Source organism: Actinacidiphila sp. bgisy167, from assembly GCF_965342175.1.
Lineage (GTDB): Bacteria > Actinomycetota > Actinomycetes > Streptomycetales > Streptomycetaceae > Actinacidiphila.
The window spans coordinates 25,028-50,034 of the sequence record NZ_CBDRBL010000026.1 but is presented as its reverse complement, the minus strand read 5'-3'; the positions used below and the strand labels follow the sequence as shown (position 1 = coordinate 50,034).

22 protein-coding genes and 1 pseudogene are annotated in these 25,007 nt (G+C 72.5%); 15 read left to right on the top strand and 8 right to left on the bottom strand.

What is annotated here, in order from left to right:
• Positions 1-172 precede the first annotated feature (172 nt).
• The 11 genes from ACRWND_RS13170 to ACRWND_RS13120 all read left to right on the top strand — a co-directional run bounded on the left by ACRWND_RS13170 (position 173) and on the right by ACRWND_RS13120 (position 14,037).
• Positions 173-1,480 (top strand): DUF6716 putative glycosyltransferase, encoded by a 1,308-nt coding sequence (locus ACRWND_RS13170; protein ID WP_431948907.1) that lies wholly within the window; start codon positions 173-175, stop codon positions 1,478-1,480.
• A gap of 29 nt (positions 1,481-1,509) precedes the next feature.
• Positions 1,510-2,754: a cytidylyltransferase domain-containing protein gene (locus tag ACRWND_RS13165; protein WP_431948906.1), complete on the top strand. Its 1,245-nt coding sequence runs from the start codon at positions 1,510-1,512 to the stop codon at positions 2,752-2,754.
• Complete coding sequence (locus ACRWND_RS13160) at positions 2,751-3,707, top strand: N-acetylneuraminate synthase family protein (protein ID WP_431948905.1); 957 nt, start codon at positions 2,751-2,753, stop codon at positions 3,705-3,707. Before ACRWND_RS13165 ends, ACRWND_RS13160 begins: the two co-directional genes overlap by 4 nt.
• A gap of 3 nt (positions 3,708-3,710) precedes the next feature.
• Positions 3,711-4,826: a hypothetical protein gene (locus tag ACRWND_RS13155; RefSeq protein WP_431948904.1), complete on the top strand. Its 1,116-nt coding sequence runs from the start codon at positions 3,711-3,713 to the stop codon at positions 4,824-4,826.
• A 798-nt stretch (positions 4,827-5,624) separates the two neighbouring features.
• A complete protein-coding gene (locus ACRWND_RS13150) occupies positions 5,625-6,890 on the top strand; it encodes a M20 family metallopeptidase (RefSeq protein WP_431948903.1) in 1,266 nt (421 codons plus the stop codon).
• Between the two features lie 155 nt (positions 6,891-7,045).
• A complete protein-coding gene (locus tag ACRWND_RS13145) occupies positions 7,046-8,098 on the top strand; it encodes a BMP family lipoprotein (RefSeq protein ID WP_431948902.1) in 1,053 nt (350 codons plus the stop codon).
• Positions 8,099-8,358: 260 nt separating this feature from the next.
• The gene (locus ACRWND_RS13140) at positions 8,359-9,909 is read left to right on the top strand and encodes an ABC transporter ATP-binding protein (RefSeq protein ID WP_431948901.1); all 1,551 of its coding nucleotides are present in this window, start codon (positions 8,359-8,361) and stop codon (positions 9,907-9,909) included.
• Positions 9,906-11,021 (top strand): ABC transporter permease, encoded by a 1,116-nt coding sequence (locus tag ACRWND_RS13135; RefSeq protein ID WP_431948900.1) that lies wholly within the window; start codon positions 9,906-9,908, stop codon positions 11,019-11,021. Before ACRWND_RS13140 ends, ACRWND_RS13135 begins: the two co-directional genes overlap by 4 nt.
• Entirely contained in the window at positions 11,018-12,307 is a 1,290-nt protein-coding gene (locus ACRWND_RS13130) for an ABC transporter permease (RefSeq protein ID WP_431948899.1), read from the top strand. The genes ACRWND_RS13135 and ACRWND_RS13130 overlap by 4 nt, the downstream gene beginning before the upstream one ends.
• Positions 12,304-12,744 (top strand): cytidine deaminase, encoded by a 441-nt coding sequence (locus tag ACRWND_RS13125; RefSeq protein WP_431948898.1) that lies wholly within the window; start codon positions 12,304-12,306, stop codon positions 12,742-12,744. The genes ACRWND_RS13130 and ACRWND_RS13125 overlap by 4 nt, the downstream gene beginning before the upstream one ends.
• Positions 12,745-12,759: 15 nt before the next feature.
• A complete protein-coding gene (locus ACRWND_RS13120; protein WP_431948897.1) occupies positions 12,760-14,037 on the top strand; it encodes a thymidine phosphorylase in 1,278 nt (425 codons plus the stop codon).
• A 125-nt stretch (positions 14,038-14,162) separates the two neighbouring features.
• Here the strand turns inward: ACRWND_RS13120 and ACRWND_RS13115 are convergent, their stop codons facing one another.
• Positions 14,163-15,458 (bottom strand): MFS transporter, encoded by a 1,296-nt coding sequence (locus ACRWND_RS13115; RefSeq protein ID WP_431948896.1) that lies wholly within the window; start codon positions 15,456-15,458, stop codon positions 14,163-14,165.
• A 63-nt stretch (positions 15,459-15,521) separates the two neighbouring features.
• Here ACRWND_RS13115 and ACRWND_RS13110 point away from each other — a divergent pair, with 63 nt between their 5' ends.
• Complete coding sequence (locus tag ACRWND_RS13110) at positions 15,522-16,502, top strand: LysR family transcriptional regulator (protein WP_431948895.1); 981 nt, start codon at positions 15,522-15,524, stop codon at positions 16,500-16,502.
• A gap of 254 nt (positions 16,503-16,756) precedes the next feature.
• Here the strand turns inward: ACRWND_RS13110 and ACRWND_RS13105 are convergent, their stop codons facing one another.
• Positions 16,757-17,542, bottom strand: coding sequence for an alpha/beta hydrolase (locus tag ACRWND_RS13105; protein ID WP_431948894.1), 786 nt, complete (start codon positions 17,540-17,542; stop codon positions 16,757-16,759).
• A 100-nt stretch (positions 17,543-17,642) separates the two neighbouring features.
• On the opposite strand from ACRWND_RS13105, the gene ACRWND_RS13100 reads away from it, so the two are divergent.
• Together ACRWND_RS13100 and ACRWND_RS13095 are read left to right on the top strand one after the other, a co-directional pair.
• Complete coding sequence (locus ACRWND_RS13100; RefSeq protein WP_431948893.1) at positions 17,643-18,836, top strand: adenosine deaminase; 1,194 nt, start codon at positions 17,643-17,645, stop codon at positions 18,834-18,836.
• 164 nt (positions 18,837-19,000) lie between these two features.
• Entirely contained in the window at positions 19,001-19,336 is a 336-nt protein-coding gene (locus ACRWND_RS13095) for a hypothetical protein (RefSeq protein ID WP_431948892.1), read from the top strand.
• 78 nt (positions 19,337-19,414) lie between these two features.
• On the opposite strand, the pseudogene ACRWND_RS13090 reads toward ACRWND_RS13095, so the two are convergent.
• The 5 genes and pseudogenes from ACRWND_RS13090 to ACRWND_RS13070 form a co-directional block, all read right to left on the bottom strand.
• Positions 19,415-19,614 (bottom strand): annotated as a pseudogene (locus ACRWND_RS13090) (PspC domain-containing protein).
• Between the two features lie 83 nt (positions 19,615-19,697).
• A complete protein-coding gene (locus ACRWND_RS13085; RefSeq protein ID WP_431948891.1) occupies positions 19,698-20,243 on the bottom strand; it encodes a VanZ family protein in 546 nt (181 codons plus the stop codon).
• Entirely contained in the window at positions 20,240-20,896 is a 657-nt protein-coding gene (locus ACRWND_RS13080; RefSeq protein ID WP_431948890.1) for a hypothetical protein, read from the bottom strand. The genes ACRWND_RS13085 and ACRWND_RS13080 overlap by 4 nt, the downstream gene beginning before the upstream one ends.
• Complete coding sequence (locus ACRWND_RS13075) at positions 20,893-22,545, bottom strand: ATP-binding protein (RefSeq protein WP_431948941.1); 1,653 nt, start codon at positions 22,543-22,545, stop codon at positions 20,893-20,895. The genes ACRWND_RS13080 and ACRWND_RS13075 overlap by 4 nt, the downstream gene beginning before the upstream one ends.
• Positions 22,443-23,120, bottom strand: a complete 678-nt coding sequence (locus tag ACRWND_RS13070; RefSeq protein WP_431948889.1) for a response regulator — start codon at positions 23,118-23,120, stop codon at positions 22,443-22,445. The genes ACRWND_RS13075 and ACRWND_RS13070 overlap by 103 nt, the downstream gene beginning before the upstream one ends.
• A gap of 187 nt (positions 23,121-23,307) precedes the next feature.
• Here ACRWND_RS13070 and ACRWND_RS13065 point away from each other — a divergent pair, with 187 nt between their 5' ends.
• Entirely contained in the window at positions 23,308-24,090 is a 783-nt protein-coding gene (locus ACRWND_RS13065; RefSeq protein WP_431948888.1) for a SigE family RNA polymerase sigma factor, read from the top strand.
• A 189-nt stretch (positions 24,091-24,279) separates the two neighbouring features.
• Here ACRWND_RS13065 and ACRWND_RS13060 read toward each other — a convergent pair whose 3' ends face one another.
• Positions 24,280-24,903, bottom strand: a complete 624-nt coding sequence (locus ACRWND_RS13060) for a uridine kinase family protein (protein WP_431948887.1) — start codon at positions 24,901-24,903, stop codon at positions 24,280-24,282.
• Positions 24,904-25,007: the final 104 nt, after the last annotated feature.

Genomic DNA, 25,007 nt, shown 5'->3' with positions numbered 1-25,007 from the left:
GGCGGCCTGGTCCCCGACCCTGAAGCCTCCCCCACCGCAAGATGAACGGAAATCGAAGGAACAGTGAATCGGGTGCCCGGGGCAACCGGGTCTTCATTCGGCGGCGCGTTGTTAACCAACCGTTGGTGCGGTGTTGGAGGCCCGCTCGAAATCCATTCCTAGCGTCTGCGACGTGCCAGCAAGTACCGACGGCCCGCTCAGGGTCACCGTCCTCGCCGACTCGGACACCCGATGGAAATGGGGTGCGCTGACGGCGCGCCGCATCGCCCCGGAGGCGCGGCTCGACGCCCGCCTGCTCCGCGGCCGGGCGACCCCGACCGAGCGCCAGCTGGCGGAGGTCGGCATCCCGGCGGACTCGATGCGCGAGGTCACGGCGGCACAGTTCCTGGCCGGCGCCTCCCGGGACACCGCAGACGTCGTCGTGCTCTCCTGCGTCGGCGGCACCGTTCAGGCCATGCTGCACGGACTCGCCCGTGCCTGGCGGGGCGCCCCCCGCCGCCCGGTCGTCGTCACGGGCTACGTCGGAGTCGTCTACGAGAAGCTCGCCGACGGCCTCCTGCTGCGGGCCGGCGCCGACGCCGTGCTCGCCAACAGCGCGCACGACGCGCGGCGCTTCCGGGAGGTCTACGAGGGCGTCGGCGCCGACGCCGGGACGGTCGTCGAGACCGCCCTGCCCTTTCTGGAGGGCAAGCCCTACCAGCCGTCCGGCGACCGGCCGTTCACCGTGGTCTTCGCCGTCCAGCCCTCCGTGCCGGACAACCGCGGGGACCGCACCTACCTGCTGCGTCGCGCGGTGGACCACGCCCGCTTCCACCCGGAGCGCGAGGTCCTGGTCAAGCTGCGCAGCAAGCCCGGTGAGCACACCACGCACATCGAGGAGCAGCCCTACCAGAAGCTGGTGTCCAAGCTGGACCCGCCGAAGAACCTCTCGCTCGTCTACGGGCACATGGGCGAGGTCCTGGACCGCACCGACCTGCTGGTCACCGTGAGTTCGACGGCGGCGCTGGAGTCGATGCACCGCGGCATCCCCACGGCCGTCCTCACCGACCTCGGCGTCCGCGAGGCGCTGGGCAACCACCACTTCCTCGGTTCCGGCGCCTACGCGTCCTGGGACGAGATCGACTCCGGCGCGGCGCCGAGGGTGCGCCCGCAGTGGGCCCGCGCCCAGGGCATCGCCTCCGACGGCGACCCCTTCCAGGCGGTGCGCGAGCGCGTCGGCGAACTGGCCGCCGCCCCTGCCCTGCCGCCGCTGGCGCCGTACTACACGACCGCCACCGCGCCCGGTTACCTGCCCGGCGTGCTCGCCCGCCACGGGCTGGACCCGAAGGGCGAGCCCCTGCCCGGCGCCGCGACCGAGTCCGCCCCGCCCAGCGGGCTGCGCGGGGCCGTGCGCGACATCGCGCGCAACTCGGCGCGTGCCGCGTACCGCCAGGGCGTGCAGCGCGTCGCGCCCGTGATCCGCAGGTGGGGCCAGCTGTGAACCCGCCCCCCAAGTCGCAAGGAGCCTCCATGCCAACGGTGTTGGCCGTCATTCCCGCCCGCGGCGGCTCGAAGGGCGTACCCGGCAAGAACCTCGCCCCGGTCGGCGGTCTGCCGCTGGTCGCCCGCGCCGTGCGGGCCTGCCGCGAGGCCGCCCTCGTCACCGACGTCGTCGTCTCCACCGACGACCCCGCCATCGCCGACGCGGCCCGCGCCGCGGGCGCGGAGGTCGTCCTGCGCCCGGCCGCCATCGCCGGGGACACCGCGACCAGCGAGGCCGCGGTCCTGCACGCGATGGACGCGCACGAGGAGCGGACCGGGCGCCGCACCGACGTGGTGCTGCTGGTGCAGTGCACCAGCCCCTTCATCACCAGCGAGGACGTGGGCGGCGTGGCCGCCGCCGTCGTCGAGGACGGCGCGGACACCGCGGTGACCGTGGCCCCCTTCCACGGCTTCGTCTGGCGCGACGCCGCCGAGGGGATCGGCGCCGCCGCGGCGGACGCGACCGGCGGCTACGGGGTCAACCACGACAAGGCCCACCGCCCGCGCCGCCAGGACCGGCCGCAGGACCTGCTGGAGACCGGCGCCGCCTACGCGATGCGCGCCCCGGGCTTCCGCGAGGCGCGGCACCGCTTCTTCGGCCACACCGCGCTGGTGCGCACCGACCCCGCCAAGGTCCTGGAGATCGACGAGCCGGACGACCTGGCCCGCGCCCGCGCCCTGGCCCCCCTGCTGGACCCCGCCCCCGCGGCGGAGGACACCGCCGGGGCTCCGGCGCGCCCGACCCGCGACGACATCGACGCGGTCGTACTCGACTTCGACGGCACCCAGACCGACGACACGGTGCTGGTCGACTCCGAGGGACGCGAGACCGTCACCGTGCACCGCGGCGACGGACTCGGGATCGCCGCCCTGCGGGACAACGGTCTGCCCGTCCTGATCCTGTCCACGGAGACCAACCCGGTCGTCGCCGCGCGGGCCCGCAAGCTCAAGGTCCCCGTGCTCCACGGCATCGACCGCAAGGACCTCGCACTGAAGCAGTGGTGCGAGGAGCAAGGAATCGCCCCCGAGCGGGTCCTGTACGTCGGCAACGACGTCAACGACCTCGGCTGCTTCGGGCTCGTCGGCTGGCCCACGGCCGTCGCCAACGCGCACGACATCGTCAAGGACGCCGCCCGCTCCGTCACCGCAACGCCCGGAGGAAGCGGAGCGATCCGCGAGATCGCCTCTTGGATCCTCGGCCCCTCACTTTCCCGAAGGGAACTCTCCCAGTGACCACCACCAACGCCCGCCTCCGTCCGATCGGCGACCGCCTGGTCGGCCCCGGCCAGCCCGTCTACGTCACCGGCGAGATCGGCATCAACCACAACGGCTCCCTCGAGGACGCCTTCGCCCTGATCGACTCGGCCGTGACGGCCGGCGCCGACGGCGTGAAGTTCCAGAAGCGCACCCCTGAGATCTGCACCCCGCGCGACCAGTGGGACATCGAGCGCGACACCCCCTGGGGCCGTATGACGTACATCGACTACCGCCACAAGGTGGAGTTCGGTGAGGACGAGTACCGCGCGATCGACGAGTACTGCGCCAAGAAGGGCATCGACTGGTTCGCCTCCCCGTGGGACGTCCCGTCCGTGGAGTTCCTCGAGAAGTTCGAGCGCGTCCGGGTCCACAAGGTCGCCTCGGCCTCGCTGACCGACGACGAGCTGCTGCGCGCCCTGCGCGCCACCGGCAAGACGGTCATCCTCTCGACCGGCATGTCCACCCCGAAGCAGATCCGCCACGCGGTGGAGGTGCTCGGCAGCGAGAACATCATCCTGTGCCACGCCACCTCGACCTACCCGGCGAAGCACGAGGAGCTCAACCTGCGGATGATCAACACCCTGCAGCGTGAGTTCCCGAACGTGCCGGTCGGCTACTCCGGTCACGAGATCGGCCTGCAGACCACGCTCGCGGCCGTCGCCCTCGGCGCCGTCTTCGTCGAGCGCCACATCACCCTCGACCGCGCCAACTGGGGCTCGGACCAGGCCGCTTCCGTCGAGCCGCAGGGCCTGGACCGCCTCGTCCGCGACATCCGCATCATCGAGCAGGCGCTCGGCGACGGTGTCAAGAAGGTCTACGAGGGCGAGCTCGGCCCGATGAAGAAGCTGCGCCGCGTGCCCGGCGTCATCGCCGAGCAGGAGGCGGCCCAGGCCGCGGCCGCCGCCGAGCCGGCGTCGGTGTCGGCCTGATCCATGAGCGACAGCGGCACTCTGGCACTCGTGGAGAGCCCCGTTCAGCTGCTCAACGTGCTGGAGTGGGCGCATGTCCACCCGCCCGCGGTGCTCTCGCCGCGACCCGGGACGGCCCCGTCCGTGCCGGGTCCGGTGGCGCCCGGGCGGCCACTGACCATCGTGGCCCTCGCCCCGCGTGACCCCATGACGCGCGGCCAGCTCCGCCGTATGGCGGAGCTGGCCATGGACGAGGGCATCACGGTGCGCTGGTGCGAAGCCCGCGCCTCCAGGGGTTCGCTGCTGCGCACCGCCGCCGAACTGGCCCCGGGCCTGCGGGCCGCGGGGCGGATCGTCCTCGGCGACCCCTTCTCCCGGCTGGTGCAGGTGCTCCTGCCGCTCAGCCGGGCGAAGGAGATCACCGTCGTGGACGACGGCACGGCGACCATGGAGTTCACCGAACTGCTCGCCAAGCGCGCCCGGCTCGTCCGCTGGCACCGCAGCGGCCGCCGGCTCTCGCCGGTGGACGCGGCCTTCGGGGGCTTCGCCTCGGCGGCCCGGCGCCGGCTCACTCCCGGCCCCGGGCGGCGGGTCGAGCTGTTCAGTTCGATGCCCGCCTCGCCTCCCGCCGGGATGGCGGTGCGGGCCAACCGCTTCGCCTGGACCCGGGCACGCTTCGGCCCGCCCACCATCAGCGCCGGCACCGACATCGTCGGCACCTCTTTGGTGGAGACCGGGGTGGTCGACCCCGAGCGCTATCTGGCCGCCGTCGCGTCCCTGACCAGGGCGCACGGTGCCACCCGCTACTTCGCGCACCGCCGTGAGAGCGCCGACAAGCTGCACCGGCTGACCGCGGAGACCGGGCTGCAGATCGTCCGGCCCGACCTGCCGCTGGAACTGATCGCCCGCCGCGGCCCGATCGGCCACACCATCGTGAGCTTCCCCTCCACCGTCGTGCACACCCTGCCGCTCGCTCTGGAGGGCACCGGCGTCAAGATCACCGTCTGCGACGTCGACCCGGAGTGGCTGACCGGCAAGGCCTCGCCGCGGGCGCAGAGCTTCCTGTCCGGGATCACGGGCAGCGCCCGCGACCTGCACGGCCTGTCCTCGGTGGCCTCGGGCGCGAACCCGGTCGTCTGAAATCCCCGTTCCCGACCGCGTCCCCGCTCCGGACCGCCGTTCGCACCCCGTGCCGGTGGTGCGGCGCTTCGGGTACGGAGGACGACCGCCTTCCGCGTCGGGGTACCTCCGCCGACCCCGGGCCGACGGCACCGCGCCGTCCGGCACCGTCGCGGCCGTGCAGAGGTGGCCGGGCCCGGTCGCGCGCCGCAGGGCCGGCACCCCGCGCGCCGCGCCGACCGGGCCCCGACCCGGACGCACCTGCGCCCGCGCCCTGATCGGCCGCGCCGCGGAGCCGGACCTGACCGGCGGCCGGGCGTGCCGGGGCGGCGTCCCGGGTGAGTGGTCCCGCGGAAGCAGCCGGCACCGTGCCCCCGCTCTTGCCACTTCACCCACGCGTCAGCCGCCGCCCTGCGGGCGTGAGCGGTATCACGCAAAGTCCCCGGTGGCCTTCCCGCCCCGCCGGTGCGGGGTCGGATCATGGCGCGTCGCCCGTCCGCGACGTAGCTCAGCGTGAGCGAAGACCGGGGTCTCCCGGTCCCCCGGCACCACTTCGCGAGCCCCCTGACCGCCGAGCGGGGGTGCGACGAGCCTGCGGCGTCACCCTCCGTGGCCGGGGCGGTGGCACGCTCGCGTCATGGGCCGTTCCGGGTCGCTCACACGGCGTTGCCTCGCGGCTGGGCGATCGTTGGGCCACTATGGAGTGGCGAGAGATAAACCTGGTTCATACCCCTGTCCCCGGCGGGGTACGCACCGAACGGGGAGTTTTTCTTTCTCGCGAGGCATGAATTTACGGCGATGTAGCGATCAGGAGCACAGATGCGGTCTAGCCTGTCGGAGGTGAACGACTCAGCCACCGAACCCTCCGAAAATCCCGTGCCTGTGGCGCCCACGGTTCCCTCCGCACCCGACGGCGCCCTGCTGGGCGTCCTCCCCGAACGGCTCCGTGCCGAACTCGTGGCGTTCCGGCGGGACCTGCACATGAACCCCGAGCTGGGCCGACAGGAGTTCCGTACCACCGCCGCGGTCAAGGCCCGCCTGGAGCAGGCCGGCCTCAGCCCCCGTGTGCTGCCGGGGGGCACCGGTCTGGTGTGCGACATCGGCGCCACGGACCCGGAGCGTCCGCGGCTGGCGCTGCGCGCGGACCTCGACGCGCTCCCGATCCCGGACACCAAGCGCGTGGAGTACCGCTCGACGGTGCCCGGCCGGGCGCACGCCTGCGGTCACGACGTGCACACCACGGTGGTGCTCGGCGCCGGCCTGGTGCTGGCGGAGCTGGAGCGCGAGGGGAAGCTGAGGCGTCCGGTACGGCTGGTGTTCCAGCCGGCCGAGGAGGTCATGCCGGGCGGCGCGCTGGACGCCATCAAGGCGGACGCGCTGGACGGCGTGGGCCGGATCCTGGCCGTGCACTGCGACCCGAAGGTCGAGGTCGGGCGGATCGGGCTGCGCCAGGGGCCGATCACCTCGGCCGTGGACCGGCTGGAGCTCTCCCTGGACGGCGCGGGCGGCCACACGGCCCGCCCCCACCTGACCACCGACCTGGTGATGGCCACCGCCAAGATGGCCACCGAACTCCCGATGGCGCTGGCCCGCCGGATCGACCCCCGGGCCGGGATGAGCATCGTGTGGGGCCGCATCGAGGCCGGCCACGCGGCCAACGTCATCCCGCAGCACGCCGAGCTCGAGGGCACGGTCCGCTGCCTGGAGCTGGACGCCTGGCACGAGGCGCCCGACCTGGTCCACGAGGTGATCGACCAGGTGGCCGCCATGTACAGGGCCAAGTGGGAGCTGACCTATCACCGCGGCGTACCGCCGGTGGTGAACGAGGCGGACGCCACCGAGCTGCTGCGCGACGCCATGACGGCCCGCTATGGCGCGCACACCGTCGAGGACACCGAGCAGAGCCTCGGCGGTGAGGACTTCTCCTGGTACCTGGAACAGGTTCCGGGCGCGCTGGCGCGGTTGGGTGTCCGTCCCGTTGGGGACACGTCAAAGCGTGATCTGCACCAAGGTGACTTCGACGTCGACGAAGGCGCGATCAAGGTCGGAGTGGAGCTGTTCACCTCCGCTGCGCTGCTGGCATGACGGTCGGTGACCCGGTCGACACGGCCGGGTCACCTGGCCGAAATGCGACGATCCGATAACGGGCCGCCAACCCCCCTTTACCTGACATCTACGCGCGTTAAGCTCCGGGTTAAGCCAGCGCCGGACGGGGCGCTCAGAGTTGAAGGGGTACCCTCTTGCGCCGGGTAACCAAGATCGCCGCCGCGGGTATAGCCTCCGCGGCTCTCGCGCTCACCGCGACCGCTTGCGGAAGCAGCTCCAAGGACAGTGGTGGTGGTGACGGCGGCAACAGCGACAAGCTGAAGGTCGGCGTCGCCTACGACGTGGGTGGTCGTGGCGACCACTCGTTCAACGACTCCGCCGCCAAGGGCCTGGACAAGGCCAAGGCCGACTTCGGTGTCGACGTCAAGGAGCTGACCGCCAAGACCTCCGACACCGAGGCCGACCGCGAGCAGCGCCTGGAGGACCTGGCCGACGCGGGTTACAACCCCGTCATCGGCGTCGGCTTCGCGTACGCCGAGTCCATCACGGCCGCGGCCAAGAAGTACCCCAAGACGACCTTCGCGATCGTCGACTCCGTCGTCGACGCCAAGAACGTCGACAGCATCGTCTTCACCGAGGAGCAGAGCTCCTACCTCGCCGGTGTCGCCGCCGCCCTGAAGACCAAGGACAACAAGGTCGGCTTCATCGGCGGCGTGGACATCCCGCTGATCAACAAGTTCGAGGCCGGCTTCCGCCAGGGCGTCGAGGAGACCAACCCGAAGGTCAAGGTCACCACCCAGTACCTGACCAGTGGCTCGGACATCTCCGGCTTCTCCGACCCCGCCAAGGGCAAGGCCGCCGCGCAGGGCATGCTGGACAACGGCATCGACGTGATCTACGCCGCCGCCGGCTCCTCCGGCAACGGCGCCATCGAGGCCGTCGCCGGCAAGTCCGGCGCCTGGGCGATCGGTGTCGACTCCGACCAGCACGAGCAGCCGGGTCTGGCCAAGTACAAGGACTCGATCCTGACCTCCGCGCTGAAGAACGTGGACGTCGCGGTCTACGACGCGGTCAAGTCGGTCAAGGACGGCAGCCCGCTGACCGGCACCCGCTCCTACGACCTGGCCAAGGACGGTGTCGGCCTGTCCACCAGCGGCGGCTTCATCGACGACATCAAGTCCCAGCTGGACGCCGCCAAGCAGAAGATCGTCAGCGGCGAGATCAAGGTCAAGACCACCGTCAAGTGACGTCCGGTCTCTCGTAGGCACCGGTCGCGAGGCTCGGGAGGGGACAGCCCAGGCTCCCCTTTCCGGGCCTCGCGCCTGCGTGCGGCCGGTGCCGCGCACGCGGTGTCCGTTGTGTGACTTACCACGTTATGGATCTGGCAATGCTACGCGCGTAGAGACCTCTTCTCGCGGTACGTTCGCCAACACCCCGCCCGCCCCGCTCTTTTCCGCGAGGAGAGTGCGCCATCAACGCGTCCAGCCCCCCCAGCAGCCCCCATGCCGTGGAGCTCCGCGGCATCACCAAGCGATTCCCAGGCGTCGTGGCCAACCACGACATCGACATCACGGTTCGCCGTGGCACGGTCCACGCCCTCGTGGGAGAGAACGGCGCCGGCAAGTCGACGCTGATGAAGATCCTCTACGGCATGCAGAAGCCGGACGAGGGCACCATCACCATCGACGGCGAGCGGGTCACCTTCCACGACCCGGGCGACGCCATCGCCCGCGGCATCGGCATGGTGCACCAGCACTTCATGCTCGCCGACAACCTCACCGTCCTCGAGAACGTCGTCCTCGGCAGCGAGAAGCTGTACGGCATCGGCGGCCGCGCGCGGGCGAAGATACGCGAGATCTCCGACGCCTACGGCCTCGGGGTGCGCCCGGACGTCCTGGTGGAGGACCTCGGTGTCGCCGACCGTCAGCGCGTCGAGATCCTGAAGGTCCTCTTCCGCGGCGCCCGTACGCTGATCCTCGACGAGCCGACCGCGGTCCTCGTCCCGCAGGAGGTCGACGCGCTCTTCGACAACCTGCGCGAGCTCAAGGCCGAGGGCCTGACCGTCATCTTCATCTCCCACAAGCTGGGCGAGGTGCTCTCCGTCGCCGACGAGATCACCGTCATCCGCCGGGGCACCACGGTCGGCAGCGCCGACCCGGCGACCACGACCCCCAAGCAGCTCGCGGAGCTGATGGTCGGCAGCGAGCTGCCGTCCCCCGAGACCCGCGAGTCCACGGTCACCGACGTCCCGATGCTGACCGTCGAGGGTCTGCACCTGTCGGAGACCGACCTGGAGGGCATCGAGCGCGTCGTCCTGGACCGGATCTCCCTCACCATCCACAAGGGCGAGGTCCTCGGCATCGCGGGTGTCGAGGGCAACGGCCAGGCGGAGCTGGTCGAGGCGATCATGGGCATCCTCCCGCCCGACGAGGGCCGGATAGTCCTGGACGGCGCCGAGATCACCCACCTCGCGACGCGCAAGCGCCGCGAGGGCGGCATCGGCTACATCCCCGAGGACCGGCAACGGCACGGGCTGCTGCTGGAGGCCCCCCTCTGGGAGAACCGCATCCTGGGCCACGTCACCGAGCGCCCCAACAGCAAGGGCGCCTTCCTCGACCCGGCCGCGGCCCGCCGCGACACCGAGCGGATCGTGCGCGAGTACGACGTCCGCACCCCGGGCATCGAGGTGACCGCCGCGTCCCTGTCCGGCGGCAACCAGCAGAAGCTGATCGTCGGCCGCGAGATGAGCCACCAGCCCAAGCTGCTGATCGCCGCGCACCCCACCCGCGGTGTGGACGTCGGCGCCCAGGCGCAGATCTGGGACCAGATCCGCGAGGCCCGCCGCGAGGGCCTGGCCGTGCTGCTGATCTCCGCCGACCTGGACGAGCTGATCGGCCTGTCCGACACCCTGCGCGTCATGTACCGCGGCCGCCTGGTCGCCGACGCCGACCCCGCCACCATCACCCCGGAGGAGCTGGGCTCCGCGATGACCGGCGCGGCCGCCGGCCATCTCGAGCACGAGGACGGCGACACCGCCCACGGGGGAGAGGACCGATGAAGAAGATCGACAAGGAGCGGGTGCTCCTCGCCATAGCCGCCCCCGTGCTGGCGCTCGTGGCCGCGTTCGTGATCACGGCCCTGGTGCTGGCCGCCACGGGCAAGGAGCCGTTCGGCGCCTTCGGGACGATGTTCGACTACGGCTTCAAGAGCGACAGCCAGGTCGAGATCATCAACAAGGCCAGCTACTACTACATCGCGGGTATCGCGGTCGCCGTCGGCTTCCGCATGAACCTGTTCAACATCGGTGTCGAGGGCCAGTACCGCCTGGGCGTCTTCTTCGCCGCCGCTGTCGGCGGGGCGGTGACCCTGCCGAGCTACCTCCAGATCCCGCTGATCATCGTGATCGCCATGGTCGTCGGCGCATTGTGGGCCGGTATCGCGGGCGTGCTGAAGACCACCCGCGGGGTCAGCGAGGTCATCGCGACGATCATGCTGAACTCGATCGCCACCTACATCGTCGGCTACCTGCTCAAGGACGGCCGACTCGGCCACCTCGACAAGGCGCAGACCTCGGTGTCGACCACGCCGCTGCCCTCCTCGGGCCACCTGTTCACCTTCGACCTGGGCGAGAACGTCGGCCAGATCTACGGCTTCGTCGTGTTCGCCGTCGTCATCGGCGTCGGCTACTGGTTCGTCCTCGGCCGCACCCGCTTCGGGTTCGACCTGCGCAGCGTCGGCCTGTCCGAGAGCGCGGCCACCGCGAGCGGCGTCAGCGTCAAGCGCATGGTGGTCGTCAGCATGCTGATCTCCGGCGGCCTGGCCGGCCTCACCGGCCTGCCGCTGCTGCTGAACGACGTGCACGCATACGGCGCCGACCTCTTCCCCGCGGGTATCGGCTTCACCGGCATCTCGGTGGCGCTGCTGGGCCGCAACAACCCGGTCGGCATCGCGCTGGCCGCGCTGCTGTGGGGCTTCCTGGAGCGCGGCTCCGGCCGGCTGGAGTTCAACGGCTACGACAAGGAGATAGTCGGCGTGATGCAGGGCGTCATCGTCCTGAGCGTCGTCATCGCCTACGAACTCGTCCGACGCTACGGCCTCAAGCGCCAGCAGCAGAAGGTCGGCGAGGAGCTCGCCGCCCAGGCCCGCATGAAGAAGGAGGTGACGGCGTGACCGCCACGACGACCCAGACCCCGCCGCCCGCGGCTCCCAAGGCCGCAGGGGCCACGGGCCGCAAGGGCCGCCTCTCCTTCCCGGTGATCCTGCTGATCATCGCCGCAGCCATCGCGCTGGTGTCGGTGGTCCGGATCATCACCGGCCAGGACCAGCTCACCGCCCAGGGCCAGATCACGGCGGCGCTCGGTCTCGCCGTGCCGATCGGCCTCGCCGGTCTGGCCGGCCTGTGGTCCGAGCGCTCCGGCGTGGTCAACATCGGCCTCGAGGGCATGATGATCCTCGGCACCTTCTTCGGCGCCTGGGCCGGCTGGCAGACCAACCCCTGGGTGGGCGTCCTCGCCGGCGTCGTCGGCGGTGCGCTCGGCGGCCTGATCCACGCGATCGCCACCGTCACCTTCGGCGTCGACCACATCATCTCCGGTGTGGCCATCAACATCCTGGCGCTCGGCGCCACCCAGTACCTCGCCAAGCTGTGGTTCTCCACCGGTGAGGCGGCCACCAAGGGCGGCAACCCCAAGCAGTCCCCACCGGTCGACGCCCTGCCGACGTTCGACATCCCCGGACTGTCCGACGGGCTGGCGAGCATCGAGAAGCACGGCTGGTTCTTCGTCTCCGACCTGGCCGGCATCCTCGGCGGCCTGGTCACCGACGTGTCCGCGCTCACGGTCGTCGCGGTGGTGCTCTTCGTCGGCAGCTTCTTCCTGCTGTGGCGCAGCCCGTTCGGCCTGCGGCTGCGCTCCTGCGGTGAGAACCCGGTCGCGGCCGAGTCGCTGGGCGTCAACGTCTACCTGTACAAGTACGTCGCCGTGATCGCCTCCGGCGGCCTCGCCGGCCTCGGCGGCGCCTTCCTGGCGATGGTGCCCGCGCACATCTACCTCGAGGGCCAGACCGGCGGCCGCGGCTACATCGGCCTCGCCGCGATGATCTTCGGCAACTGGCGGGTCGGCGGCCTCGCCACCGGCGCCGGCCTCTTCGGCTACTCCGACGCGCTCCAGCTGCGCAACGGCGGCCCCACGGTGCACGCGCTGCTGCTGCTCCTGGTGGTCCTGCTGGTGCTGCTGGCGGCCTGGAAGCTGTGGAAGCGGAGCTTCTGGCAGGGCGGCGTCAGCCTCGTCGTCGGCGCGCTGGTGCTGGCCTGGTACCTGCTCACCGACGAGGTGCCCGGCGAGTTCGTGGGCGCGACCCCGTACGTCGTCACCCTGCTGGTGCTCTCCCTGTCGGCACAGCGCCTGCGGATGCCCAAGGCTGACGGTATGAGGTACCGGAAGGGTCAGGGCAAGTGAGCGGCCCCGCGGGCCGGGCCGGCGCCGACGGCGTCGACGCCGTCGACGCCGTCGACTGGGACGGCCTGCGGGCGCAGGCCCGGGACGCCATGTCCCGGGCCTATGTGCCCTACTCCCGCTTCCCCGTCGGCGCGGCCGCGCTGGTGGACGACGGGCGGGTCATCGCGGCGTGCAACGTGGAGAACGCCAGCTACGGCCTCGGCCTGTGCGCCGAGTGCGGCCTGGTGTCGATCCTGCACGCCACCGGGGGCGGCCGGCTCGTCGCCTTCACCTGCGTGGACCGCAACGGCGACCAGCTGATGCCGTGCGGCCGCTGCCGCCAGCTGCTGTGGGAGCACGGCGGCCCCGACCTGCTGGTGGAGATGTCCGACGGCATCCGCACGATGCGCGAGGTGCTCCCCGACGCGTTCGGCCCGGACGACCTGACCAACCGCTAAGAAGGTACGTGAACCATGGACGCCATTTCCGTCATCCGCACCAAGCGCGACGGCGGCCGCCTCGGCGACGACCAGATCGACTGGGTCATCGACGCCTACACCAGGGGTGAGGTCGCCGACGAGCAGATGTCCGCGCTCGCGATGGCGATCCTGCTCAACGGCATGGACCGGGCGGAGATCGCGCGCTGGACGGCCGCGATGATCGCCAGCGGCGAGCGCATGGACTTCTCCTCGCTGCCCCGCCCGACGGCGGACAAGCACTCCACCGGCGGTGTCGGCGACAAGATCACGCTGCCGCTCGCCCCCCTGGTCGCGGCGTGCGGCGCGGCCGTCCCCCAGCTCTCCGGCCGCGGCCTCGGCCACACCGGCGGCACCCTGGACAAGCTGGAGTCGATCCCCGGCTGGCGGGCGCTGCTGTCGAACGAGGAGATGCTGCGGGTCCTGGGCGACACCGGCGCCGTCGTCTGCGCCGCCGGCGACGGCCTCGCCCCGGCCGACAGGAAGCTGTACGCGCTGCGCGACGTCACCGGCACCGTCGAGGCCATCCCGCTGATCGCCTCCTCGATCATGTCCAAGAAGATCGCCGAGGGCACGGGCTCGCTCGTGCTTGACGTCAAGGTCGGCTCCGGCGCCTTCATGAAGAACCTCGAGCAGGCCCGCGAGCTGGCCTCCACCATGGTGGGCCTCGGCACCGACCACGGGGTGCGGACGGTGGCCCTGCTCACCGACATGTCCACCCCGCTCGGCCTGACCGCCGGCAACGCGCTGGAGGTCCGCGAGTCCGTCGAGGTGCTGGCGGGCGGCGGCCCGGCCGACGTGGTCGAGCTGACCCTCGCCCTGGCGCGCGAGATGCTCGACGCGGCGGGCCTGAAGGACGCGGACCCGGCCAAGGCGCTCGCCGACGGGTCCGCCATGGACGTGTGGCGGCGCATGATCGCCGCCCAGGGCGGCGACCCGGACGCGGCGCTGCCCGTCGCGCGCGAGCAGCACGTCGTCACGGCCGAGCGCTCCGGGGTCCTCACCGGCCTGGACGCCTACGCCGTCGGCGTCGCCGCCTGGCGCCTGGGCGCCGGCCGGGCCCGCAAGGAGGACCCGGTGCAGGCCGGCGCGGGCGTCGAGCTGCACGCCAAGCCGGGGGCCGAGGTCACCCAGGGCCAGCCGCTGCTCACCCTGCACACCGACACCCCGGAGAAGTTCGGGTACGCGCTCGAAGCCCTCAGCGGCGGCGTCGAGATCTCCCCGGCGGGCGCGGCGTACACGCCGGACCCGATCGTGCTGGACCGCATCGCCTGATCGCCCGGGCGGGGGCGCCCCGCGGCAAACCGACGGGACCGGTGGCCTTCCACCGGTCCCGTTCGCGTTCCCCCGACGGGCCGTCCTTCGAAAGCCGTCAGAAGCCCTCCGTCAGAAGCCGTCCGTCAGGCCGCCCGCCGGGTCGTCCGGCCCACCGAGGCGCCGAACCGCCGGTCCGCGGCCGCCCGCCGGGCCGCGTGCAGGGTGACCCCCGCGACGCCGAGGACGGCGGCCAGGCAGAAGGCGACGGTGCCGGTCCAGCCGGCGGAGTGGAAGGCGGAGGCGCCGAGGGTGCCGCCGAGGCTGTTGCCGACGTAGTACGCGGTCAGATAGAGCGCGGAGGCCTGGGCGCGACCGGTGGTGGCGGTACGGCTGACCGCGCCGGAGGCGATGGAGTGGCCGGTGAAGAAGCCGGCCGTCACGAGCACCAGCCCGCTCAGCACCAGCACGAGGGAACCGGCGAGCGTCAGCAGCAGCCCGCCCGCGGCCAGCACCACGGCGACGTACAGGGCGCCGCGCCGGCCGAGGCGGCCGTGCAGGACGCCCGAGGCCGCGGAGGCGCCGGTGCCGACCAGGTAGACCAGGAAGATCAGGCCGATCGCGGTCTGCGACAGGCCGAAGGGCGCGGCGGCGAGCCGGTAGCCCAGCACGTTGTAGACGGCACCGAAGACCGCCATGAACAACAGCCCGATCAGATAGAGCCGGCGCAGCAGCGGGGTGCCCAGGTGGCCGGTGACCGTGTGCCACAGGGCTGCGGGACTGACCGGGCCAGGACGGAAGTTGCGGGCCGCGGGGACCAGCAGGCGGAAGGCGGTGGCGCACAGCACCGCCATGACGCCGGCGGCGAGCAGTGCGGCGCGCCAGCCGAAGGCCTGTGCCACCGCGCCGGTCAGGACCCGCGAGCTCATGCCGCCGATGCTGTTGCCCGCGACGTACAGGCCGATCGCGGAGGCGACGGCCTTGGGGTGGATCTCCTCGCCGAGATACGCCATCGCGGTGGCCGGGAGTCCGGCCAGGGCCACGCCCTGCGCGGCACGCAGCACGACCAGCGTGGTCAGGTCCGGTGCGAAGGGGACGGCAAGGGCCAGTGCCGAGGCGCTGAAGACCGATGCCGTCATCACGGCGGTGCGCCCGTACTTCTCGCTGAGCGCGCTCACCGGCAGCAGGGCCAGCGCCAGCGCGCCGGTGGTGGCCGAGACGGTGAGGCTGGCCTGGGCCGGGCTGAGGGACAGGCCCGTGGAGAGCGCCGGCAGGAGGGCCTGCGTCGAGTAGAGGAGGGCGAAGGTGGCGAGACCCGCGGCGAACAGGGCCGCGATGGCGCGGCGGTAGCCGGGCTCTCCCGGTCGGAGCGTGCCGGCTGGGGCTGAGGCGGCGGCGCCCGGCCGTGTCACGGCGGACGCCCCGGTATCGGCGGGAGGCATGTCTTCACGTTAGGCCGGGGCCATTTCATGCGTCCAATGCATGAAGTGGCGATAATCGTTCCCATGGCGCATGAGGCGAGGTCGGCCCGGTCGGTGTCGCCGTCCGGTGACGCGAAAGACATACGGGCGGAGCTCGACAGCGCGTCCTGGGCGGCGGTGCTGGCGCCCAGGCTCGCCCAGTTCGCCGCCGTGGCGCGACACGAGCACGTCACGCGTGCGGCGCGCGAGCTGGGCGTGCCCCAGTCGACGCTCAGCCGCTCCATGGCGCGGCTCGAACTCGACCTCGGTGTCACGCTCTTCGCCCGACAGGGCCGGACGGTCTCGCTCACCCCCGCGGGCCGCGGCTTCCTCGCCTCCGTGGAGCGGGCGCTGGGCGAGGTGGAGCGCTCGGCCGAGTCCGTGCGCGCCGATGCCGACCCGCAGGCCGGACGGGTCGCCTTCGGCTTCCTCCACACGCTCGGCCCGGAGACCGTGCCGGCCCTGCTGCGGGCCTTTCGCGCCGACCACCCGCGGATCCGCTTCCAACTCGTGCAGAACTACGGCGAGGCGATGCTCGCCGGGCTGCGCGCCGGCGAACTGGACCTGTGTCTGACCTCGCCAGTGCCGGAGGCGCCCGACCTGGTCGTCCGCCGCCTGGACGAGCAGCGGCTGCGGCTGGTCGTCCCCGCCGACCACCGTCTCGCGTCGCGCCGCAGGGTGCGCCTGGCGGAGGCGGCCGGGGAGCTGTTCGTGAGCCTGGAGGCCGGCTACGGGCTGCGGCGCATCACCGACGCGCTGTGCGCCGAGGCGGGCTTCACCCCGCGGGTGGGCTTCGAGGGGGAGGAGGCGGAGACCCTGCGCGGGCTGGTCGCCGCCGGTCTCGGGGTGGCCCTGCTGCCGCCGCCGCTCGTCCCGCGGCCGGGTGTCGTGGAACTGACGGTGACCGCCCCGCGGGCGGTCCGGGAGATCGGGGTGGCCTGGCTCGGCGGCCACCCCGACACGCCTCCCGTGGCCGCGTTCAAGAAGTTCCTGCTGGACCGGCGCGGTCGGCTCCTCCCCGACTGACGGCGCGCGCCCGGCCCTCCCCACTCCGGCAACGGCTCTCGGCTTGCTGGGCTCGCGTGTTCACCTGTCGTCGATCCCCGAGAAACCCAGCTGACGGCAGGCAGGACATCCCAGGTGGGGAACCGGCGCCCCCGACGGCGGGAGGCCGTCGGGGAGTACGACGGCGTGCCGATCCCGGACCTGCGTAGGCCGACTCCGTTGACTCCGCCGACCCCGCCCACCCCGCCGGCGCGAAGGCGGGACCCGCGGCCGCCTCAGCGCGCCCGCAACGAGCGGCCGAAACCCGAGGCCAGAGGCATGCGCAGGCCGAGCGGGGGAGGGGCGGCCAGCGCGTCGGCGACCGGGCGGGCGAAGGACCGCCCCAGCAGGTTGCCCAGGACGAAGTCGGAGGCCAGGGCGGCGACTTCCTCCCGGTGGTCGCGGAGCTGATGGCCTGCTGTGTGCACCTCGAAGCGGCACACGTCCCGGTTGACCTTCTTGACCCGTTCGGCCAGCCGGTAGGACAGACCGGGGTCGGTGGAGTCGTCGTTCGTGCCGTGCACGATCAGGACATGGCGGCCTATGAGCTGCTTGACCGGCTCGGGCTCGTGCGCGTCCGGCAGCCACGGGGCTATGGCGACCGCGCAGGTGACGGCCGGGTGGCCCGCCGCCCGCAACGCCGCACGGGCGCCCATGTCCATGCCGACCAGCGACACCGGCACGTCACCGTAACGGCGGACGACCTCGTCGACCGCCCATCGCGCGTCCTCGGCCGGGTGGTCGTTCCCGCCGTTCCAGCCGCGGAAGCGGTAGTGCACGACGTGCACGGCCAGGCCCTCGCCGCGGCCCGCGGCCCGCACCATACGGAGGGCCAGCGGCACCATCGCCGCAGCGGCCACGGGGGAGCGGCGGCGCGTGCTCGAGGCACGTCCGCCGGGCAGCAGCAGCACCGCGGCACGGACCGCCTCGCCGTCCGTCTCCCGCCAGGCCGCCGGGCTCAGACCCGGGGTCACCCTCTTCCCCAACCGCGCACCACGCACCGGTAAAGCTTGCGAAGCCATGGCGTAACCATGGCAGACGGCATGGTGCGCACGACCTGGTCGGCAGGTCAATATTCGGCATCACCCCGAGTTCTACGCGCATAGAGGGTATGTTTCGGGAATGACGAGCTCAAGCACGCTCCCCTTCCCCGCGGGCGCTGCGGGGGCCACCCCCACGCCCGAGCAGATCCGGCGCGCCCCCAAGGTGCTGCTACACGACCACCTCGACGGCGGCGTCCGCCCCGGCACCGTCGTCGACCTGGCCCGCGCGTCGGGCTACGACGGCTTGCCGGAGACCGATCCGGACAAGCTCGGCACCTGGTTCCGCGAGGCCGCCGACTCCGGCTCACTGGAGCGCTACCTGGAGACGTTCTCGCACACGGTGGGCGTCATGCAGACCCGCGAGGCGCTCACCCGGGTCGCCGCCGAGTGCGCCGAGGACCTCGCGGCCGACGGCGTCGTCTACGCCGAGGTGCGCTACGCCCCCGAACTCCACGTCGAAGGCGGGCTCTGCCTCGACGAGGTCGTGGAGGCCGTCAACGAGGGCTTCCGGGAGGGCGAACGGCGCGCCCGCGAGGCGGGCGGCCGGATCCGGGTGGGCGCCCTGCTCACCGCGATGCGGCACGCCGCCCGTTCGCAGGAGATCGCCGAACTCGCCATCCGCTACCGCGACCGGGGTGTCGTCGGTTTCGACATCGCGGGCGCCGAGGCCGGCTTCCCGCCCACCCGCCACCTCGACGCCTTCGAGTACCTCCAGCGGGAGAACTTCCACTTCACCATCCACGCCGGCGAGGCGTTCGGGCTGCCCTCCATCTGGCAGGCCCTCCAGTGGTGTGGCGCCGACCGGCTCGGCCACGGCGTGCGCATCATCGACGACATCCAGGTCGCCGACGACGGCACGGTCTCGCTCGGGCGGCTCGCCAACTATGTGCGCGACAAGCGCATCCCCCTGGAGATGTGCCCCACCAGCAACCTGCAGACCGGTGCGGCCGCCTCCTACGCGGAGCACCCCCTCGGCCTGCTGCGCCGGCTGCACTTCCGGGTCACGGTCAACACCGACAACCGCCTGATGAGCGGCACGACCATGAGCCGCGAGTTCACCGAACTGGTCGCCGCCTTCGGTCACACCCTCGACGACATGCAGTGGTTCACGGTCAACGCGATGAAGTCCGCTTTCATCCCTTTCGACGAACGTCTCGCGATGATCAATGACGTGATCAAGCCCGGGTACTCGGAGCTGAAAGCCGAGTGGCTGTTCCGCCAGACGACCGCCGCGACCGCCGTGGCCAGCGATTCCCCGCCGGAAGAGGGATGAGCGCCCGGCTGTCCGGCCCTGCGGCGTCGGACGGGGCGGCCCCCGGGCTGCCGCGCGGCGCTGCTTGCACCGCCCCGCCTTCCGTCGCTACGTTGCGACATCCCGCGAACACCTTCCGTGTGTGGCGCGGCGGACGCACCATTCCCCATCACGAGGACACCACCATGAAGACCGGAACCGTCAAGACTCTCGGTGCCGCCGCGCTGGGCGTGGCCTTCGTCGGGGCAGCCGCGGGCGCCGCCTCCGCCGCTCCGCTGCCCTCCGGCCTGGGCCTGCCGGACGCCGCGACCCTGCCGGCCGCCGTCCCGGCCTCGGTGCCGGTCTCCGGCGTCGCGAAGGCGGTCCCGGTCGACGCCGTCGCCGGCAGCCTGCCGGCCTCGGCCAAGCTCATCCCCGGCGCACAGAACACGCCCCAGGGCGTGAACACGCTGCTCGGCGGTCTCCCCGTCGGCGGCCAGCTCGGCCAGCTCCCGCTGCAGGGCCTGCCGATCGGCGGCTGAGCACCGCGAGACGAACGCCGGACGGGCCGCGCCCCCTCTTAAGGGGCGCGGCCCGTCGGTGCTCCGGGGCCCGTGGTGTCACACGGCGGCCCTGGCGCCTGTCTCGTTCGGCAGCAGCAGCCACAACGCGAGATAGAGCAGGAACTGCGGTCCCGGCAGCAGGCAGGACAGCAGGAAGATCACGCGCATCGTGGTGGCGGAGGTGCCGAACCGGTCTGCGAGCCCGGCGCAGACCCGGCGATCATCCGGCGCTGACGCGGGCGGACCAGTGCGGACATGGCGGGTGCTCCTTCGCGATCCGGGCCGGTCTCTCCGGCCGATGACATCACCGTAGGAGAGCGGACCACCGCGCGACGTCGCTCTACGGTGCGATCCCGACCCTGGGAAGCGTCGGGGTGCGTCCCTGAGCACCGCTCAGTTGATCCTGCCGACGGACGCTGCGCCGGTGCGCCCACGCGCGCGTCGCGGGCACCACGGCGAGGTGGGCCAGCGCGACGCCGGCCGTGTTCAGCAGCAGGGCGTCCACATCGAAGATCTGGCCCGGCACCCCGGTCTGGGCGAACTCCAGGGCGAGCGAGATCATCAGCCCCGCGAAGACCGTGCGCGCGAACGAGCCCGCCGCGGACACCCGTACCCGCCCTCCGGCCAGCGGCAGCAGCACACCCAGCGGGGCCAGCAGGGCCAGCCCCGTGCCGATCCGGCGGGCAGCCTCCGCGGGGCCCGTGGCGAGGTCGGAGCGGAGGGTGGCCAACGGTCGCAGGTTGGGCGCGTCCACCCAGGGCACGTACTGCGGGCGCAGTGTCAGCCACCCGACCAGAGCCAGATGGACGGCGGTGAGCACCAGTCCCACCGCGCGCACTTTCGGGTAAGAGCCGTCGCGCCGCACGTCTGGAAGGACGTCTGTCATTTCACGGCGGTTCCGGCGGTCTCCGCCGCCTCCGGGTCGGTGCGCAGGTCACCGGTGCAGGTGTAGCGGCGCACCGGGGTGCCGTCGGAGCCGCCCAGAAGAACCGAGCCGTCACCGGAGCCCACCGCCGATCCGGCGTAGGTGCACACCACCTGGGCGAGCGCGAACGGAGGCAGATCGCTCAGCGGGGCGCTGAGCCGCAGCGACCCGCGCGGGTCGCCGCGGCGCGGTCGCCCCACCGCCAGATCGCCCTGCACCGCCGTGGTGAACCCGGCCGACGCCTCGCCGGCGCGCGGCTTGCGCTGCAGCTCGCGCAGGAGCAGCGCGGCGGTGCCCAGCCGGTCCAGGCCCTCGGCCCGCACCGAGCGGCTCACCGCGGCCACCTGGGCGCTGCACACCAGATACACCCGCGCGGTCAGTCCCCTGGGCGACGCGGAGGCCGTCGCCGTGGTGGTGGCCTCCTCGTCCGGCACCGCGCAGGACACGCGGGACGGCGCCGGCCCCGCGTCCACCGGCACAGAGGTGGTGCGGATGCCGCAGCCCGCCAGCAGGACGACGCCGAGCAGGACGAGGAGCGGGGCACGCCGGGCGGCGGCGCCCGCTGGGCGGGCGCCCGGGGCGTCCGGCGCCGTCTCCCGGGACGGCTGCGTCATGTGCTGTCGTTCCCTTCCCCGGGCTCCGCCGCCCGGCCCGCCTCGGTGCGCATCGGCAGCCGCAGCGTGAACACCGCGCCGCCCCCGGGGTTGTTGGCCGCGGAGATCTCCCCGCCGTGGATGTGGGCGTTCTCCAAGGCGATGGACAGGCCCAGGCCGCTTCCCTCGGAACGGGCCCGGGAGGCGTCCGCCTTGAAGAACCGGTCGAAGACGTGCGGCAGTATGTCCTCCGGGATGCCGGGGCCGTTGTCGGCGACCTCGACGACGAGTTCGTCCCCGTCCTGCCGGACCCTGACCCGGACCGGCGAGCCGCCGTGCTTGAGGGCGTTGCCGATCAGGTTGGCGAGGATCACGTCGATGCGACGCGGGTCGAGCTGCGCGATGATGCCGCGCGGCGCGTCCAGTTCCACCGCGTCGAGCCAGGCGCGGGCGTCGATGCAGGCGGTGACCAGGTCGGAGACGTCCACGTCGTCCAGGACCAGGCGCGCGGTGCCCGCGTCGAAGCGGGTCACCTCCATCAGGTTCTCCACCAGCTCCCCCAGCCGCTTGGTCTCGCTCACCACCAACCGCACCGCGGGAGCGATCATCGGGTCGAGCGAGTCCGTCTCCTCCTCCAGCACCTCCGTCACGGCGGTGATCGCGGTCAGCGGGGTGCGCAGCTCGTGCGACATGTCGGCGACGAAGCGGCGGCTGGCCGCCTCACGCTGGCTGAGCTCGTCGACCCGCCGCTCCAGCCGCTCGGCGGTGCGGTTGAACGTCCGCGACAGCTCGGCGAGTTCGTCGGTGCCGGTGACCCGCAGGCGGGTGTCGAGCTTGCCCTCGCCGAGCCGCCTGGCGGCCTCGCCGAGACGTGCCACCGGCCGCAGCACGGTGGACGCGGCGGCCTGGGCCAGCAGCGCCGCCCCGATCAGGGCGAGGGCGGTGGCGATCCCGAGCGACCAGGCCAGCGAGTTGAGGTCCTTGCGCTCGGCCTCCAGCGACTTGAACATGTAGCCGGTCGGCCCGCCGCCGATCACCTTGGCCCCGCCCACCAGGTACGGCTGGTCGTCGAGGGTGACCCGCTGCCAGTACAGGTGGTACTCCGCGGGGTCGCCCGTCTTGGGGTTGCGCTTGCTGACGGCCTTGCGCAGCCTCAGGGGCACGGCGTCCAGCGAGAAGCCGTCGCTCTGCGACTTGGTCGCGCAGCGCTCGCCGTCCGGGCCGGTGCCGATCAGCAGTACCTGGTAGTTCTGGGTGCCGGCGCCGATGCCGCGCGCCGCGTCGGCCAGCTTGTCGCAGGACGGATGGCGCGGCAGCGAGCCCGCGTTGCGGGTCATCGAGGCGCGGAAGTCGTTGAGGGCGGCGTTCTGGGCGCGGGTCAGCACGGCGTCGCGGTTGAGCCAGTAGGCGATGCCGGAGGCGGAGACGGCGGCCGCCAGTGCCACGGCGGCGAAGACGGCGACCAGGCGCAGCCGGAGACTGGTGAGCCGCAGCAGCCGTGACCTCCAGCCGCTCAGCGGCCGATCCGCATCGTCGTCACCGGCCGTGTCCTGGTGGTCGGGTCGACTCACGCCGGTGCGTCCAAGCGGTACCCGACACCCCGGACGGTACGGATCAGGGTCGGCGAGGAGGGCACGTCCTCGATCTTGGCGCGCAGCCGCTGCACGCAGGCGTCCACCAGCCGCGAGTCGCCGAGGTAGTCGTGCTCCCACACCAGGCGCAGCAACTGCTGCCGGGACAGGGCCTGCCCGGGGCGGCGGCTCAGCTCCAGCAGCAGCCGCAGCTCGGTCGGAGTGAGTTGCAGGTCCTCGCCGTTCTTGGTGACGGTCATCGCCGAGCGGTCGATGACGATGCTGCCGAAGGCGGCCGAGTCGGTGCTGTCGCGCTCGCCCCGGCGCAGCACGGCGCGGATACGGGCGTCCAGGACGCGCGGCTGGATGGGCTTGACGACGTAGTCGTCGGCGCCGGACTCCAGGCCCACCACCACGTCGATGTCGTCGCTGCGCGCGGTCAGCAGGATGATCGGCAGCTGGTCGGTGCGGCGGATGCGCCGGCAGACCTCGAAGCCGTCGATGCCCGGCAGCATCACGTCCAGCACGATCAGGTCCGGCCGGTGCTCGCGCAGCAGCTGCAGCCCGTCCTCGCCCGTGGCCGCGGCCACCACACGGTGGCCCTGGCGCGACAGGGCGAGTTCGAGGCTCGCTCGGATGGCGTCGTCGTCCTCGATCAGCAACAGGAAAGGCACCCTCGCATTCTCTCCCAAGAGGGCACCCGGTAGGTACCGCCGTGGTCTGTTGCGCGGTTGTGACACTCGGCGGACAGCGCCATGAAACTGGCCGGGCACGCTAGTGGTCATCGACGGGGACGCCATCGGGCGGCCCCCGCCGGAGGGGTACGACGACCGGACCGGCTCCACCCACGGGGGGCGCGAAATGAACGCACTGCACAGCACGACGGCCACCGCAGTCCTTCAGCCGCGCCTGCACACCGCGGGACGTGACGCCGAGATGCCCGCTGCCGCGAGGCGCGGGGGCGGGTGCGCCCGTGGCGCCGTTCGCCAGGCCCTCCGCAACCGGCCGTCCTACATCACGGCGATCGAGGGCGGTCAGGGCGGTCAGGGCGGTCAGGGCATTCAGGGTATTCAGGGCGAGGACACGGGGCCCCGGGAGATCCCGGGGCAGCGGTGCTTCACCGCGGACGCGGACTTCACCGCCTACGTCCAGGAGCGCCGGGCCTCCCTGTACGCGACCGCCTACCACCTGACGGGCGACCGGCACGAGGCGGAGGACCTGCTGCAGACCGCGCTGTTCTCCACCTACCGCGCCTGGGACCGGATCAGCGACAAGGCCGCGGTCGGCGGCTACCTGCGGCGGACCATGACCAACCTGCACATCAGCGCCTGGCGGCGCCGCAAGCTCAACGAGTACCCGACCGAGGAGCTGCCGGAGACGGTGGGCGAGACGGACGCGATGCGCGGCACCGAGCTGCGGGCCGTGCTGTGGCAGGCACTGGCCAAGCTTCCGGAGCCGCAGCGCACGATGCTGGTGCTCCGTTACTACGAGGGCCGCACCGACCCGGAGATCGCCAAGATCCTGGGCATCAGCGTCGGCACGGTCAAGAGCAGCATCTGGCGCTCCCTGCGCCGGCTGCGTGAGGACGCGACGCTCAGCGCGGGCGTCGACGAGGCGGCGGCGTTCGGCGAGTTGGTGGCCTGACGCCGGGGGGAACCGGGGGAACAGGGGGGAACGGGCTCCGGGTCGGGGGACACGGGGGAACGGGGCCCGGCCCGGGGGAACGGGGGGACCACCGGGGGAACGGGAAGCACGAGGGAGCGGTCGCACGGCGGGGGGTCCGTGCGCACCGCTCCCTCGTGCATGTCCGAAGGGACCCGCGTGCCGCCGGTCTCAGACCCGGACGGCGGCCGGTGGGGCGGTCGCGCGACCGATCCGTTCCACCGCCTCGTCCCGGTCGCACACATGCGCCCCGAGCTCCGCGTGGCGGGCGACGATGCCCCGCTCCGCGCGCATCAGGTTCCAGCCGCGGCGCAGCAGGAAGGGCAGCGACTTGCGCCCCTCGCGCAGGTCCCGGACGAAGCGGCGGCGGGCGGTGGTGACCGCGCCGCGGCTCAGGCACAGGGCGTCGGCGAGCAGGCCGAGTTCGGCGCAGCGCGCGACGATGTCGGCGGCGAAGATGCCCTCGGCGATGAAGAGCGGAGCCCCGGCGAGGCCGATCTGCGTCCGTCCGGTGAGGGAGCTGGTGGCGATGTCGTAGACCGGAACGGCGGTCCGGCCCGTGGCGCACAGCTCCGCGACGGCGGCGACGGCGGCGTCGGCGTTCCACGACCGGGGGGAGTCCCAGTCCGTGCCGATGCCGCTCGGCAGCATCGGGAGGGACGGGTCGTCACCCTCCTTGTAGAAGTCGTCCAGCCGTAGGACGGGCAGGCCGGTGCGGGCGGCGAGGGAGGACTTGCCGGACCCGGAGGGGCCGGTCAGCAGGATCACGCGGGCGGCGGGAGGGCGAGAGCTCACGGGACACCAGTGTGACGCATTCCGTCTTTGGAGTGACCCGCCGGGACATGCTTTGGATGCGTGATGTTCAACCAACTACGGTTGGTGACGTCATTGTCGCGTTA